Below are 14,494 nucleotides of genomic sequence, written 5' to 3'. Positions count from 1 at the left end.
GTACTAGGGTGGCAGCCGATTCATCGGCCTTGGGCATTCTCGACATATGAGACTCCCGTACGCCAATCTATCCCTGTCGCCCCACAGCGATATCGCCGGTTTAAGGGACAACTTCCAGGGCGATCTACAAGTACTGGTAAAGCGTTCGCCTTCGGTTCGCCGGGGCGATGTCCCTCCCATCCGAGGAGACCGCCAATGGCTTCGTTCGACCGCAATACCCCGCTCCACACCCCTTCGACATCCATCGCCCCGTCAGTGCAGCCGCTGACCGGGGGCCAACGCGACCCCGGGACGGCCGCGCTCGTCCGGACCCTGCAAGCTACGTGGTCCCTGGGACTGGCGCCCGATCCCTGGCTACCGTTCCCGCAACGGCATGGAAATCTCGGCTACGGCCCCGGCCAGTCACCCCTGCCGATCGGGGCGCTGCGCCTGCTTTGGTCCGGCGGCCCGCCCGGCACGCAGCCCTGCCCCGCCTGCCGCAATACCGCTTACCTGGTGTCGGCGGGAGGCCATCCGTCCGTGGGTGGCCTGGATTTCAGTTGCCCGGTCTGCGAATCACGCTGGCAACAGTCGACCGGCGGACTGCGGCGCGTGGCTGCGATGTTGAACGCTGCGTGCCTCGCCGGCACGGTATTCGAGGCCAGCGGGCCCCAGCCGCGACCGGACGATGGATCGACGTTGCGGGCAGCCCTTGCCGCCATGGAACAAACCCCATGACGTCGTCCCACGCCTTTCACCTTGTCGCCTCAGTCACTTTTCTCTTGTCAAGAACTGCCAAGTACTGGGAATTCGAGCTGCCGGTCGATGGCACCCCAGGTCGCATGCGTTCTGCCAGCGACGAGAACTGGCGGCCGTGGCTCGCACTCGATGAGGAGCAGAGCCAATCACTCCGAACGCTGTGCCGGGATACGCTCGCCCAGCCCGACCCAGGGCAAGAGCGGCCAGGGTTGGTGGTCGACGGCACCGACATGCAGATCACGCTGCGGGGCCCGGGTGGCGGTGCCGTCGTGGAAGACTCGATCGGGCTCAGCTTCTGGACGCCCTCTGCCAAGGGGCAACCGACCTCGCCCCTGCTGCGCCTGGTGGCGGCCATCTATCGGGGCAATTGGCCCGACTGCGCACCGACGGGTCCGCCTCGTATTGAGTTGCAAGCCGCCACAGCCCCTCCACCCGACCCGCTCTTTGCCACCACCCGGCCGCCGGCATGGCCCGGGCGAAGTTCAACTGGTTCGGTCATCCTGCCGCTGCCGCAAGCCCGCAAGGGCCCGCTCCCCTCGCCCCAGGTCCTGGACTGGCTACCCATGGTGCCAAAGCGCGAGCTTCACCTGACCCTGCTCTCGTCCGACGAAGCCAACGAGCTGGTGGCCCACCTGCCCGAAGAGGCCTGGAAGGAAGCCTTCGACGCCCTGCACTGGACGCTCAGTCCCTCGGGCGAAGCGGTCCTTCTGCACGAGAACAAACCTGCAGGCTTGGAGTACAGCGTGGTCACGCCGGTGGAGTGCCCGGCGCTCAACGCCTTCCGCCAGCGCCTTTCGGAGGCCTCTGGTGCCTACCTGGCGCCAACGGCGCCGCATGTCACCCTTTGGACGCGACCGCTGGGCCGCGGCATCGGGATCAGCTCGACGGAGAAGTACCGCGAATTCTTCGTGCGGACCTTGGCACCGAAGGAGGCCACCAGCTTCCTGGAAGGGACCATCTTTGCCCGCACCCCCGAAACCGACACGCATTGAAGACAGGAGAATGGACCCATGACGGCACTGACCCATCGCTACACCCAAGCGATCGACTACGCCCGCATCGCCCACGCCGCCCAGTTCCGCAAGGGCTCGAAGATTCCTTACATCTACCACCTGCTTGGCGTCTCGAGCCTGGTGCTGGAGTACGGCGGCACGGAGGACCAGGCCATTGCGGGCCTGCTGCACGACGTGCTGGAAGATTGCGGGGCCGCGCACGAAGCCACCATCCGGGCCCAGTTCGGCGACGCCGTGGCCACGATCGTCAAGGACTGCACCGACGGGACTGCGGAGGGCAAGGCAGCGACCACGGAGGACAAGGTGACGAACTGGACGAGGCGGAAGCTCAAGTACATTTCCCACATCAAGGCCGAAAGCAGAACGTCGCTGTTGGTAACGGCCTGCGACAAGCTCCACAACGCCCGAGCCATCCTGGCCGACCTCCATGGCAAGGCGGGAATGGGCGTATTCCGACGTTTCACGGCTGGGAAGCTGGGCACGTTGCAGTATTACGAAGCGATCTCCCAGGTTCTTCTGAAGCGGGCAGGAGCTAAAAGCTCGCGCCTGCATGAACTCGCCCATGAGTTCGATCGCGCCGTGGGGCAGATCCACAAGGCTGCCGGCGCCAAGTCTCGCGTACCGCTACGGAAGAACAGCTTGGTCGCGTGATCTGAGACACACCGGGCGCACACTGCGTCCATGGGGCACGGGCCCCGTCGCCGATTTATCGGACAACTTGCGGGCGACTCATAAATGCAGCTAAAGCCCCGCCCCGGCGGGGCGTCCGGGACTTCTGGAGAAGACCGATGTCATCGATTGAGCGCATCCCGCCGGGCGACGTCATCGCCCACATCTCTCTCGACGCCTGTCTGCTGACAAGGCCCCGGCGACCCATGCCGGCAGACATGACCGCCTGGGCTCGGGGCCTCCCGGTACCCGCGAAATTCGTGCGACGAGGGCTGCAACGCGCGCTTCGGGAGGCGGTCCGGCCCTTGTGGTCAGCTTGGCTGGCGCGCTTTCGGCAGGGGCTGCGGATCGAGCAGGAGTCTGACGCCCGCGTCATCGTGCATTGCGACACGGTGCGCTACCGGATCCTTGCTGACGGGAAGGTGTCTGCAGAGATGCCGCGATCCGTCGGTGGTTATGAGCCTATTCCAGTCGAGGTGGGCACCCCCTTCCCCAGTTGGACCTGGGCGCGGCTGATAGCCCTGCGGGAACCCGAGGCCGTGGCACCCCTGATGGAGGCCATCCGCACGCAGGGGCCAAAAGAGTTGGGCGGCCGCAACCCGGAAGCCTGTGATCTGAGGACTCAGGCGCTGGACTGGCTTGCGGGCGTGATGGAGTGCCTGGCCCGCCGGTGCATTGACGGCCTGCAAATGCGCCGACGTCTGCGTGAGGCGCTTTGCGTCGATCCAGTGCTCCTGGAAGTCGCCCGTCGCGCCCGTCCCCGAAGCCACCGGAACAACGATGTACCTTCCAACTGGTGGAACCTTTGCCTCGCGCATCGCGAGGCCCTGCTGGAACTGCAGCGGATCGCCCCGGCCCTGGTTCCGCTCTATGGCGAACTGATCAGCCACGGGAAAGTCGAGCCGCGTCGCCTGGACTGGGCCAAGTTCCGGCAAACGGTGGCCGTCGAGGGCCTGCTTCCGGCCAAGTGGCGCTTCCTGATGCACGACCCAGCCAAGCCCGTGTGGCAGATGTACCGGGAAGGGTTGATCGGTTCCCTGGAACACCTCTGCGCCTTCCTCACCGACTGGGCCAAGCTGCATGACGGCTTGCCGGAAGGCGTGCACATCCCGCGGGCGCTCTGGGAGCCGCTGGCCAGAACCTTCGTGGACCCGGCGCGCGGCCATGTGGTGCCCCCGGTCGTCTGGCCGGTGACTGCGAGGGCCACTCGCCAGGCCATCGAACGCTACCACCGGGCCGCGAAGGTGGGGAAAGGCGCGGAATTCATCGAGAACGAATGGGGCCCAGTCGTGCGGTGGGCGGCGAACTATGCCCAAGCCAACGAGACTACTCCCGTGCGCTACTGGGGCACGGCGAAGCGCGAGGCTGCCGACGACGAACGTCGCATCAGGGCGCGGAGCGAGAGCCTGTCCTGGCCCGTGCTCGTTCCCAAGCTTGAAGACGGTGGCCTGTACGCCCTAGCCCTGGCCAATGGCCGGGAACTGGCTGAAGAGGCCATCGCCATGCGCCACTGCGCCGACCGCTACGCCAGGCGCTGCGCGGACGGCGAGCTGCTCATCTTCAGCCTCCGGGATGTCGCCACCGACAGGAGGCGCGCCTCGGTGGCCATCCAACTCGGGCGCGAAGGCGTAAGGCTGGCTGAACTCGCGCGATCGTTGAACCGGGCACCCGACGCGGAAGAAGTTGCCTTCGCCGAGAAGCTTCTCGAGGCCGTCTCGGCGCAGGTAAAGGCACGGGCGCAGGCGAAGCGGGGCCTCAATGTTCCCATCCCGCCGGTAGGGCCGCAGGTATTTTTCATGGAGAGGAACGACTCGGATGTCTACGCCTTCATCCAGAACACCGGCACTGGCTGGAAAGGCTACAAGTACCTGCGGTTGGGGTCAGTGAGACCGATCTCGGGCGATGAGGCGGTCGAGACGCTCAATCCCTGGTCGTGGAGTCCGATGACCCGCGAGGACTTTGTTGGGTCGGTGGAGGTTCGGATGACGCTGCGGGCTGGTTCCAAGGCCGGCGCGGGTTGAAGCGAGAGAGGGAGCGGCGCGCCAAACCGTGCAAACACACAGTCGCTCCCACCAACTCCAAGAGCGCAAACCGGGATATATCAGGCCTTGCCATGAGAAAGATATCGATGAGTGTTTAACGCAGCTCGGATTCAGGAAAGGCACCATCTTTAAGCCGCATAAAGTCAACCGAGAAAAGCGTTGTACGCAAACGTCGCCCATCCGGCCACAGCAACTAAAATTGGGAAGGTGAGCCCTAACCGAGTCATATATAGACTCAGCTCCCCCGCAAGCACGATTTCTCTGGCCATCTCCTTCACATAATTCATTTCGGCGCTCCGGAGTTCATGGAACCGTCCATGCTCTTCGGTCAATTCAGACAACTGACGCCCAATAGATACGCCTCTGCTTACCTGTTCTGATCTCAACCTGAATCTCTTTTCCCGCAGTTCTTTTTGCTCCTCGTATCCGTCCGAAAAACCTTGGAGCATGGCTTGCATCGAAATCCTTCCCTCCCGGTACGCGAGTGCCAGATCAGCCTCATTGCGCTGTAGGCGCTCTTTGAGTTCAGCCTCCTCCGAATCAAGATTGGCCAGTTTCGCCTCGTATGTCGATTGGAACTCCTTGGCATCACCTTGGATCCGCTCTATGTCAGCTAACACCAGATCCAACTTAGTTCGAATCTTCTCCGGGATTGTCTCAGACAGTGAATTCAGCTCGATTGACAAGTTCAATGCAGCCGGACCAGCTACGTACCTGCGTCGCCGCAACTCCACTCTCCACGCAAGCAGCAACAGGGCGACTGAATAGGCAACTACAAGAGCCAAAGTCCCTGCAAGAACAAGCCAGCTCTGGTTCTGAAAAGTGAACCCTAGAAGTTGTACAGTTTGGGGTTTGGTTTCCGCCAGCGATACGCCGATTAGCGTGATCGAGGATAGCAGTGAAAAGGTTGCCCTTGAGCTCAAGTCCGCCTGGGGTGCCAGCGCGCTGTAAAGTGCAGCAGCACTAGCAATAACCCGCGACTTGGATTCAGCGAAATGTGTTGCCTCCGCTGATTCGCCTCGCCCTTTACTTGAAACCATGTTACCCCCCCTGTGGAGAGCGCTTTTTCGCGCCTCGAACTCAGTACTGCACTGCATCTTTGCAACTCAGAAATGGGCCGATCCAGCTTCAGCGCAATTCCTCGCCGCAGCCTGATCCAATGCTCCATCTACTTCTATTCGCGAGTCAGCCCTAGGCTCCTCGGCTAAGTGCTTAGACCTTGGCCCCATCCTCGCAACTAACCGCAAACGAAGCCGCATTAACCCCCTCGCGCAGCGAAAGCACCGACACCAGGCACTTCTCCCCCGTCCGACGGACAAAGGGGATGGATTCCCCGGGCCGGTAGTTGCCGTACTTCGGCTTCTCCGAAGTCTCCGGCGTGGAGAAGGTCAGCCAGACATGGGTGTCCGTGATGCTGTTCACCCCCAGCACCGTGCCCGGATCCAGCTGCATCGATTCCTGTTCGGACAGCAGCGCGTCGTAGCCGTCGGACACCTTGCCGGCGCCGGCAAGGGCGGCGCGGAGTTTGTCGTTTTCCTGTTGGGCGAGGCGCAGTTTGTCGAGGTTGGAGTTGGCCAGGCGCTCGAGGGCGCGGACGGCGTCCTTGGCGTCGCCCAGGCCTGAGCCGCGGATATCCCCGCGCAGCGCGTCGAGCGAGGCCCGCAGCGCCTCGAACTCTTCCTTCTGCTGGGACGCGATCCGGTCGATCGCCGTCTCCTGGTTGATCACCTTGGCCTTGGCCCAGTGGTAGCCGTCCTCGCCGACCCAGCCCGCGAAGACCAGGATCAGGGAGACGGTGAGGCTTTGGGTCGGCGCCTTGCGGATCTTGCGGAACAGCTCGATGGTGTCGTTCCGGAAGTTGCGCACCCGCGTCACCGCCCGCGCAATCAGACCCGGCCGGCGTGCTTCCGCCGCGGCCGGCGCGTTTTCCTGTTCCATGGGTATCCCCTGCCCTGATCAATGCCGGCGAAACTAGCACAGCCTCGCGCGAATCTCCTCGATCAAGGCCGCAGGTTCATCCACGCCCAGCAGCACCCGCCCGACCTCCCGCGGCCCGAACAGACCGTCGACCACGGTCCCGGGCACCAGCTCGATGGCCACGTTCGCCTCCCCCATGCCGACCAGGCGAACCAGCCCCTTGGCACGGCGCACCGGACCCCGGGTGGGCGCGACCGACGCGATATTTTCCCAGGGCAGGACGAAATCACTGGCCACGCCATACCGAAGGTGCAGGCCGCGCTCCGTGACGCTGACCGGCCGAAACAAGGTCGCCCGGTACTCGGCCAGCATGAACACGAAGCCATAGGCCGACAGAGCGGTGACCACCAGCGCCGCCGTCGGGCTGAACAGGTGGATCAAAAAGTGCGCGATCGGGATTTCCGCGCCGATAAGGAACAGGAAGGCCTTCTGGTTGTCCGCATTCAACCCTTGTTTGCCGACATGGAAATGGCGCAGGCCCGGGAAGGCGTGGCGCACCGGTCGCCGGAACAGGCCGTACAGCCAGATGCGGCTCTCGAGCATCAGCAGGCGCGCAAACCCGTCCTGGCCGAAGCGCTTGCCGATGGCCTGCGCCAGCGCGAGCTCGAGGTTCTGGTCGTGCTGGCTGCGCGCGGCTTCCCGCAGCAAGAGGACGAGCACGCCAAGCTGGAAGGCCAGCACCAGCGCGATGGCGACGAAGCGCAGGTCTTCGACCAGTCTCCACGCTACCTTGCTTTCGGGCGGCAGGATCAGGCTGCCCGCCAGGGCGCCCAGGCCAAGGATGCCCAGCGCCTTCAGCGCGGCGGTCTTTCCCTGCCGCCAGTTCAGCGCGAAATAGAGTGCAGGCAGGAACAGCAGCAGGTCGAACATCACCGGCCATTCCGGCGCCGGCCCCTCGGCGAAGGACGGATAGTTACGCACCAGCCAGGCATTGCCTGCGACCACGGCGACGGCAATCACCAGGAAGACGAACCCGCGTCGCGCGCGCGGCGGGTGGCTCACCTGCGCCGGCGGATGCGCGGCCCCGGCGTTCATGCCCTTGGCCATCGTCACCGCCGTTCCCGCCTTGACGCCCATGGCTTCCAGCTCGCCAGCCAGGTAGGCCACGCGCTGCGCGTCGACGTTGCGCACGACCCGCCCGGCCCGGCGTAGCGGCCGGTGGACCTGAGGAAGGCGTCGGCGATGCGCTCTTCGATCCGGCCATCGGCATGGCCAAGGAACTGCGCTTTCGTGCCGCTATAAATGATCACCGCCACCCCTTGTCCGACCCGTCCCCCGGTCTCCGGAGGCTAGTTCGGCCCCCGGGGTGTCGCAAGCAGGGGGGCGCCCGTCCTTGGGCGGCCCCCGCACGACCGTTCGTCGGCCGCCGTTCGCGCAGTTTGCCCCGGCGGCCGTCCCGGGGGCCCCGGGCACCGGCTGCCGCGCCGACGACCTCCTTCAAAAAAACAGCTTGTTTTCCGCGGTCATTTCTTGACCAACCGCCGGCCGGACCGGCCCAGGCCGTTCATGCGGCACTGCGGCTTGACGACCGAAAACCGTAAAGCTAGCGTCGGCCGGGTGTCATGCAGATGTGATCTGCGTCACACGTCCGGGTGGCGTGGAATCTCCTGCTGACACGAGAAGCCTTGAAGGCTCGCGTGGCAGGGTGCAACGCCCAGGGGACCCGGGGCAGGGATGCAAAACACGGCCGCTTTGCGGCAATCGCTGTTTTCCTTTTTCGGGGATCCACCAACGTGAGCAACAACACTCGCAAGTTCCGTTTGCGCGGTATCGTCGTGGCTACTTCCTTCGCCCTTGCAGCGCAGGCCGCCATGGCCGCGGGCGCCCAGCCCGCACCCAAGGTCGACCTGAGCGCGATCGCTTCGGACACCCAGTTCGACCAGTTCATCGTCAAGTACAAGGACGGTACGCCCGAGGCCTCCAACCCGGTCGCGCTCAAGCGCTCGCTGGAAGTCGCCGCCGTCGGGGCCAACCAGATGGTCCAGGCCGCGCGCGCGCAGCAGGGCAAGCGCGCCGGCAGCACCAAGCCGCTGGTCGCGCGCCACGTGCGCCGCATGTCGCTGGGTGCCGACGTGGTCTCGACCACCCAGAAGCTGGGCCCGGCCGAAGCCGAAACCCTGATGCGCCAGATCGCGGCCAATCCGAACGTCGAGTACGTGCAGATCGACCGCGTGATGAAGCACACCCTGACGCCGAACGACCCCAGCTACAGCCAGCAGTGGGGCTACAACGACGCCGACGCCGGCATCCGCGCCAACACGGCGTGGGACGTGGCCAACGGCTCGGGCATCATCGTGGCTGTGCTCGACACCGGCTACGTGACGCACTCCGACCTGGCGGCCAACATCGTCGCGGGCTACGACTTCATCTCCAACACCACGACCGCTGGCGACGGCAACGGCCGTGATTCCAACCCCGCCGACCCGGGCGACTATTACGGCGGCAACCCGTCCAGCTGGCACGGCACGCACGTGGCGGGCACGGTGGCTGCGGTCACCAACAACGCCAAGGGCGTGGCCGGTACCGCATGGGGCGCCAAGGTGATGCCGGTGCGTGTGCTCGGTCGCGGCGGCGGTTCCACGTCCGACATCGCCGACGCCATCATCTGGGCTTCCGGCGGCACCGTGTCCGGCGTTCCGACGCTGAGTGCGGCCAACGCGGCCGACGTCATCAACATGTCGCTCGGCGGCAGCGGTTCCTGCGACACCGCCACGCAGAACGCCATCAACAGCGCCGTCAGCCGCGGCACCGTCGTGGTCGTGGCGGCCGGCAACAGCAATGCCAACGCCTCCGGCTTCACCCCGGCCAGCTGCAACAACGTGGTGAACGTGGCCTCGGTCACCAGTGCCAGCGCGCGTTCGAGCTTCTCGAACTACGGCACCTCGATCGACGTCTCGGCGCCGGGCTCGAACATCCTGTCCACGCTCAACAGCGGCACCCAGGGCCCGGGCACGGAAAACTACGTGTCCTACAACGGCACCTCGATGGCGGCCCCGCACGTGGCCGGCGCCGTGGCGCTGGCGCAGAGCCGCCGCCTGGCCCTGGGCCTGGCGCTGTGGACGCCGTCGCAGGTGGAAGCCAACCTGAAGTCGACCGCCTATGCGCTTTCGGGCGCGTGTTCGGGTGGCTGCGGTGCGGGCATCATCAACGCCCGCGCGCTGGTGGACCTGGCTGGTGGCAGCACGCCGCCTCCGCCGCCGCCCCCGCCGCCGCCGACCGGTGGCTCGCTGACCAAGGGCGTGGCCGTGACCAACCTCTCGGCCAGCACCGGCAGCTCGCTGTACTACACCCTGACGGTGCCGGCCGGTTCGACCAACCTGACCTTCAACATGTCGGGTGGCACCGGTGATGCGGACATGTACGTGCAGTTCGGCAGCCAGCCGACCGACAGCTCCTACGTCTGCCGCCCGTACCTGAGCGGCAACACCGAGACCTGCACCATCGCGGCTCCGTCGGCCGGCACCTACCATGTGCGCCTGAAGGCCTACTCGAGCTTCTCCGGCGTCAGCCTGGTGGGCAACTACACAGCCGGTGGTGGCGGAAGCTCGCCGCAGACCTACAGCAACACCGCCGACTACCAGATCCGCGACAACACCACCGTCGACAGCCCGATCTCCGTGTCCGGCCGCAGCGGCAATGCCCCGAGCAATGCCTCGGTGGCGGTGAACATCGTGCACACCTACAAGGGCGACCTGAAGGTGGACCTGGTGGCGCCGGATGGTTCGCTGTACAACCTGCACAACCGCAGCGGCGGCAGCGCCGACAACGTGGTCGGCACCTACACGGTGAACCTGTCCTCCGAGGCGCTCAACGGCACCTGGAAGCTGCGGGTGAACGACAACGCCGGCGGCGACACCGGTTACATCAACAGCTGGTCGGTGACGTTCTGATCCATCGCTCCAGTGCAGCAGTCAGAACCCCGGCTTCGGCCGGGGTTCTTTTTTGGCTCAGCCCTGGGTGCGCACCATCACGTCGTCGCCCAGCCGGACGCTGCCGCCCGAGCGGGGAATCAGCAGCTGCCCGAAGGCGACGCCGTCGTCCGTGCGGCGATAGCGGGTGAGTGTGCGCAGGGGCTCGCCGCCCTCGTCGCGCTGGCCCGTGTCGGCATCGATGGTCACCAGCACGCAGCGGGTGCAGGGTTTGGCCACATCGAAAACCACGTCGCCGATGGTGACCTGCTTCCAGGTGTCCTCGGCGTGTGCGTCGACGCCGTCGACCACCAGGTTGGGCCGGAAGCGGCCCATGGGCACGGGGTGGTCAAGGCGCCGGTTCAATGCGTCGAGCGAGCCCAGCGACACGAGCAGCAGCGGCATCGAGTCGGCGAAGCTGACTTCGTCGCCGGGCTGGGCGCGCGACGAGCCATTGCGGCGGGTCACGTCTTCGCCCATGTGGACCAGGCGCACGGGGCGGCCGAGATAGCGGCTGAACCAGTCGTCGGCCGCGGCATCGGCGGCCAGCGCGTCAACGTGGTCCTTCCAGACTTTCACCGTGAGCGTGGCGCCGGTTTGCGGCGCGGCGACGGCGAGCGTCGGCATGCCGGGGGCGTCCAGCGTCAGGCCTTCATCGGTGGGGACAGCGTAGGCCTGCAGCAGGCGCGGTTCCTGGCGAGCGGTGATGAACTTGCCGTCGGGATCGACCAGCATCCAGCGGCGGTCGTGCTCCAGGCCGCGCGGCTGCACGGTGGCACTTTCCAGCGACTGCCCGGCACAGGACTTCACCGGATAGACGTGGATCGCCGACAGGGTGGCCATGGCCTGCGTCACTCAGCCTTGCAGCCGCCAGGCCAGTTCAGTGCCAGCGCGCAGCGGCACCAGCGCCGTGGCGCCCTCGCCCAGCTCGGCCGGCAGCGTCCACGCCTCGCGCACCAGGGTGATGCGGTCGGTGTTGCGCGGCAGGCGGTAGAAGTCCGGGCCGTGGAAGCTGGCGAAGGCTTCCAGCTTGTCCAGCGCGCCTTCGGCTTCGAACACTTCGGCGTACAACTCCAGCGCCGCGTGCGCGCTGTACATGCCGGCGCAGCCGCAGGCCGACTCCTTGGCTCCGCGGGTGTGCGGCGCGCTGTCGGTGCCGAGGAAGAACTTCGGGCTGCCGCCGGTGGCCGCGGCAACCAGGGCCAGGCGGTGTTCTTCGCGCTTGAGCACCGGCAGGCAGTAGTGGTGCGGGCGCAGGCCGCCGGTGAACAGCGCGTTGCGGTTCATCAGCAGGTGGTGCGGCGTGATCGTCGCGGCGACGTTCGCCGGCGCGCCGGCGATGAACTCCGCGGCCTGGCGGGTGGTGATGTGCTCGAGCACGACGCGCAGCGCCGGGAAACGCTGCAGCAGCGGTTTGAGCAGGGTTTCGATGAACACCGCCTCGCGGTCGAACACGTCCACGTCGGCGCCGGTGACTTCGCCGTGCACCAGCAGCGGCAGGTCGTGGTCCTGCATGGCCTGCAGGGTCGCGGCGCAGCGCTCGATGTTCGATACGCCGGCGTCGGAATTGGTGGTGGCGCCGGCCGGGTACCACTTCACCGCGTGCACGAAGCCGCTGGCCTTCGCCTCGGCGATGTCCTGTGGCGAGGTGCGCTCGGTCAGGTACAGCGTCATCAGCGGCTCGAACTGCATGCCCGCCGGCAGCGCGGCCAGGATGCGCTCGCGGTAGGCGCCGGCCAGCGCGACGGTGGTCACCGGCGGCACCAGGTTGGGCATCACGATGGCGCGCGCGAACTGGCGGGCGGTGTCGGGCAGCACGCGCGCCAGCATCCCGCCGTCGCGCAGGTGCAGGTGCCAGTCGTCGGGGCGGGTGAGCGTGAGTGAAGTCATGATGGCCGCGGGCTCCAGGGCAGGGCGGCCATTTTCGCACGAAGCGGCGGCGGGCTCAGGCCGGCCGATCGTCCGGCCGATCATCCGGCGGATCAACCGGCGCAGGGTCGCCGGTTGTCGGGCCCGCACCTGGAAGCGCCGGCAGCGCGGCCAGCGCCGCCTTGCGGCCGCGGGCCAGGGTGGCGGCGTGCGGCAGGGTCGGCGCCGCCAGCTGCATCGCCCGCGCGCGGGCCGGCGCTTCGGCCAGCAGGCCCGGGATCAGCCGCGCCTCGGGCAGGTGCTTCCAGTACTTCTTCGGCATTTCCCTCTGCATCGCCTGCACCTTCACCCGCGCCGGATTGAAGATGTTCGCGTAATAGGTGCGCCACAGCGCCTGGCCGTCGGAGTCTTCCGCGGCCGGCAAGGCGGCTTGCTGCGTGCCTTCGCCGAAGGCCAGCTGCGCGCCGTCCCAGGCCACGCTGCGGTAGGGCGTGAAGATCGCCCAGCGCATGCCGGCGAAACGTTTTGCGAAAAACGGCGCAACCCGGTCGACGATGTGGTGGCCGGGTTCGAACCAGGCGATGAAGTCGTCGCTGCCGGGGCGCAGCTCGCGGAAGCGCACGAAGGCCTTCATCTTGTGGCTGTCGCGCCGGACCTCGCGCTCAAGCCGGTCCAGCGCCAGGTTGTCCGGGTCGCTGGGGTCGTCGATGGCGCCGCGTTCGCCGTGCAGCAGGCGCCAGGCGACCTGGTGCAGCAGCGGCAGGCGGGCCGGATCGGCGTGGCACAGGGCGGTGGTGGCACGGTCCACGAATGCGCGGGGCAGGCGCAGCTCGCCGCGCTTGGGCGGCGCCTCGCGCACATCCGGCGCAAGGAACAGCGCCGGGCCGTCCTCGCCCCAGTCGACGTCGCAAGGCGGTACGCCCGCCCGCAGCGCCGCGCCCAGCGCCGCACGCCAGGCGTCCCCGTCCCAGCCCGGCTCGACCCGGGCCGACCAGCGCGGAAACCAGCCCTTCATCCGAACAGGTCAGCCTGCCGCGGCGGCGGCGCCAGCTGCGCCCGCAGGCGGTCGGGCCGATCGAGCGCATGGCCGGGCACGTGGTCGGCCAGCTGCACGAAGGGCAGCAGCTTGGCCAGCGGCGCCCGCAGCCGGGCGAGGTCGTCCACCCGCAGCCGCCGGTGCCGGCGCGCCTTCAGCACCCGGGCGACGTTGCGCGTACCCAGGCCCGGCACGCGCAGCAGCCATTCCTTCGGCGCCTTGTTGAGGTCCACCGGAAAACCTTCGGGATGTCGCAGCGCCCAGGCCAGCTTGGGGTCGACCTGCAGGTCGAGCATGCCGGCGTCGGGCGGCGCGATTTCATCCACGCCGAAACCGTAGAAGCGCAGCAGCCAGTCGGCCTGGTAGAGCCGGTGTTCGCGCAGCAGCGGCGGCGAGCGGGCCGGCAGCGCCGCCGACGCGTCGGGAATCGGGCTGAAGGCCGAGTAGTAGACGCGACGCAGCCGGTAGTCCCCGTAAAGCTGGTCGCTGGCCTGCAGGATGCGGCGGTCGTCGGCGCCGTCGGCGCCGACGATCATCTGCGTGCTTTGTCCCGCCGGCGAGAACCGCGGCGCCTTCTTCTCCGCCTTGGCCTCGTCGATCTTCAGCTTCAGCGCACCCATGGCCTGGTGGATGCCCGGCATGCGCTTTTCCGGCGCCAGCGCGGCCAGGCCTTCTTCGGTGGGCAGTTCGACGTTGATGCTCAGGCGGTCGGCGTAACGGCCCGCTTCGGCCAACAGCTCGGGCGAGGCCTCGGGAATGGTCTTGAGGTGGATGTAGCCGCGGAAGCGGTGCTCCTTGCGCAGGCTGCGGGCCACGGCCACCAGCTGTTCCATCGTGTAGTCGCCGTTGCGGATGATGCCGCTGGACAGGAACAGGCCCTCGATGAGGTTGCGCTTGTAGAAGTCCAGCGTCAGCCGCACCACCTCTTCGGGCGTGAAGCGGGCGCGCGGCACGTTGCTTGAGACGCGGTTGACGCAGTACGCGCAGTCGTAGATGCAGAAGTTGGTGAGCAGGATCTTCAGCAGCGACACGCAGCGGCCGTCCGGCGTGTAGCTGTGGCAGATGCCCATGCCGCCCGTGCTGCCGATGCCACCGGAGTTGCGCGAATCGCGCTTGTTGGCGCCGCTGGACGCGCAGGACGCGTCGTATTTGGCGGCGTCGGCCAGGATGGCCAGCTTGCGGTTGAGTTCCATGGCAACAGGGTCGGCGGGACGGGTCGCAAAGCATGAGACAAAAATGCCG

General features: G+C 66.9%; 12 protein-coding genes and 1 pseudogene. 6 read left to right on the top strand and 7 right to left on the bottom strand.

From position 1 onward, the window contains the following. Positions 1 to 195 precede the first annotated feature (195 nt). The 4 genes from ACE3TE_RS05720 (at position 196) to ACE3TE_RS05705 (ending at position 4,441) form a co-directional block, all read left to right on the top strand. On the top strand, positions 196 to 717 hold the full coding sequence (locus ACE3TE_RS05720; RefSeq protein ID WP_374603017.1) for a hypothetical protein: 522 nt from the start codon (positions 196 to 198) through the stop codon (positions 715 to 717). After that, on the top strand, positions 714 to 1,730 hold the full coding sequence (locus ACE3TE_RS05715) for a hypothetical protein (protein WP_374603015.1): 1,017 nt from the start codon (positions 714 to 716) through the stop codon (positions 1,728 to 1,730). The genes ACE3TE_RS05720 and ACE3TE_RS05715 overlap by 4 nt, the downstream gene beginning before the upstream one ends. Before the next feature lie 18 nt (positions 1,731 to 1,748). Next, positions 1,749 to 2,402, top strand: coding sequence for an HD domain-containing protein (locus tag ACE3TE_RS05710; protein WP_374603013.1), 654 nt, complete (start codon positions 1,749 to 1,751; stop codon positions 2,400 to 2,402). A gap of 137 nt (positions 2,403 to 2,539) precedes the next feature. After that, positions 2,540 to 4,441 (top strand): hypothetical protein, encoded by a 1,902-nt coding sequence (locus ACE3TE_RS05705; protein WP_374603011.1) that lies wholly within the window; start codon positions 2,540 to 2,542, stop codon positions 4,439 to 4,441. 164 nt (positions 4,442 to 4,605) lie between these two features. Here ACE3TE_RS05705 and ACE3TE_RS05700 read toward each other — a convergent pair whose 3' ends face one another. From ACE3TE_RS05700 to ACE3TE_RS05690, 3 genes are all read right to left on the bottom strand, one after another. Further along, positions 4,606 to 5,502 (bottom strand): hypothetical protein, encoded by an 897-nt coding sequence (locus tag ACE3TE_RS05700; protein ID WP_374603009.1) that lies wholly within the window; start codon positions 5,500 to 5,502, stop codon positions 4,606 to 4,608. A 172-nt stretch (positions 5,503 to 5,674) separates the two neighbouring features. Beyond that, positions 5,675 to 6,400, bottom strand: coding sequence for a hypothetical protein (locus ACE3TE_RS05695; protein ID WP_374603008.1), 726 nt, complete (start codon positions 6,398 to 6,400; stop codon positions 5,675 to 5,677). A 33-nt stretch (positions 6,401 to 6,433) separates the two neighbouring features. Then, positions 6,434 to 7,570 (bottom strand): PH domain-containing protein, encoded by a 1,137-nt coding sequence (locus tag ACE3TE_RS05690; protein ID WP_374603006.1) that lies wholly within the window; start codon positions 7,568 to 7,570, stop codon positions 6,434 to 6,436. Between the two features lie 680 nt (positions 7,571 to 8,250). On the opposite strand from ACE3TE_RS05690, the pseudogene ACE3TE_RS05685 reads away from it, so the two are divergent. Further along, positions 8,251 to 9,963: pseudogene (locus ACE3TE_RS05685) on the top strand (S8 family peptidase); the annotation flags it as partial. Then, positions 9,952 to 10,329 carry a proprotein convertase P-domain-containing protein gene (locus ACE3TE_RS05680; RefSeq protein ID WP_374603175.1) on the top strand — a complete coding sequence of 126 codons (378 nt, stop codon included), beginning with the start codon at positions 9,952 to 9,954 and terminating at the stop codon, positions 10,327 to 10,329. The pseudogene ACE3TE_RS05685 and the gene ACE3TE_RS05680, both read left to right, overlap by 12 nt. Positions 10,330 to 10,386: 57 nt before the next feature. On the opposite strand, the gene ACE3TE_RS05675 is transcribed toward ACE3TE_RS05680, so the two are convergent. Genes ACE3TE_RS05675 through ACE3TE_RS05660 form a run of 4 tightly spaced genes read right to left on the bottom strand, consistent with a single transcriptional unit; the run spans position 10,387 to position 14,445 of the window. Further along, positions 10,387 to 11,190, bottom strand: a complete 804-nt coding sequence (locus tag ACE3TE_RS05675) for an MOSC domain-containing protein (RefSeq protein ID WP_374603004.1) — start codon at positions 11,188 to 11,190, stop codon at positions 10,387 to 10,389. A 12-nt stretch (positions 11,191 to 11,202) separates the two neighbouring features. Then, the gene (gene pyrC / locus ACE3TE_RS05670) at positions 11,203 to 12,237 is read right to left on the bottom strand and encodes a dihydroorotase (RefSeq protein WP_374603003.1); all 1,035 of its coding nucleotides are present in this window, start codon (positions 12,235 to 12,237) and stop codon (positions 11,203 to 11,205) included. Between the two features lie 55 nt (positions 12,238 to 12,292). Continuing rightward, positions 12,293 to 13,231: a TIGR03915 family putative DNA repair protein gene (locus ACE3TE_RS05665; protein ID WP_374603001.1), complete on the bottom strand. Its 939-nt coding sequence runs from the start codon at positions 13,229 to 13,231 to the stop codon at positions 12,293 to 12,295. Then, complete coding sequence (locus tag ACE3TE_RS05660; protein ID WP_374602999.1) at positions 13,228 to 14,445, bottom strand: putative DNA modification/repair radical SAM protein; 1,218 nt, start codon at positions 14,443 to 14,445, stop codon at positions 13,228 to 13,230. The genes ACE3TE_RS05665 and ACE3TE_RS05660 overlap by 4 nt, the downstream gene beginning before the upstream one ends. Positions 14,446 to 14,494: the final 49 nt, after the last annotated feature.

Origin of the sequence: Arenimonas sp. (assembly GCF_041919775.1) — a bacterium.
Taxonomy (GTDB): domain Bacteria; phylum Pseudomonadota; class Gammaproteobacteria; order Xanthomonadales; family Xanthomonadaceae; genus Arenimonas.
This window is presented reverse-complemented; position numbering and strand designations above follow the sequence as displayed.

What these genes read in the sequence shown, in the direction of transcription:
- ACE3TE_RS05720 (WP_374603017.1), top strand. Translation starts at nt 196, where the DNA reads ATGGCTTCGTTCGACCGCAATACCCCGCTCCACACCCCTTCGACATCC.
- ACE3TE_RS05715 (WP_374603015.1), top strand. Translation starts at nt 714, where the DNA reads ATGACGTCGTCCCACGCCTTTCACCTTGTCGCCTCAGTCACTTTTCTC.
- ACE3TE_RS05710 (WP_374603013.1), top strand. Translation starts at nt 1,749, where the DNA reads ATGACGGCACTGACCCATCGCTACACCCAAGCGATCGACTACGCCCGC.
- ACE3TE_RS05705 (WP_374603011.1), top strand. Translation starts at nt 2,540, where the DNA reads ATGTCATCGATTGAGCGCATCCCGCCGGGCGACGTCATCGCCCACATC.
- ACE3TE_RS05700 (WP_374603009.1), bottom strand. Translation starts at nt 5,502, where the DNA reads ATGGTTTCAAGTAAAGGGCGAGGCGAATCAGCGGAGGCAACACATTTC.
- ACE3TE_RS05695 (WP_374603008.1), bottom strand. Translation starts at nt 6,400, where the DNA reads ATGGAACAGGAAAACGCGCCGGCCGCGGCGGAAGCACGCCGGCCGGGT.
- ACE3TE_RS05675 (WP_374603004.1), bottom strand. Translation starts at nt 11,190, where the DNA reads ATGGCCACCCTGTCGGCGATCCACGTCTATCCGGTGAAGTCCTGTGCC.
- pyrC (WP_374603003.1), bottom strand. Translation starts at nt 12,237, where the DNA reads ATGACTTCACTCACGCTCACCCGCCCCGACGACTGGCACCTGCACCTG.
- ACE3TE_RS05665 (WP_374603001.1), bottom strand. Translation starts at nt 13,231, where the DNA reads ATGAAGGGCTGGTTTCCGCGCTGGTCGGCCCGGGTCGAGCCGGGCTGG.
- ACE3TE_RS05660 (WP_374602999.1), bottom strand. Translation starts at nt 14,445, where the DNA reads ATGGAACTCAACCGCAAGCTGGCCATCCTGGCCGACGCCGCCAAATAC.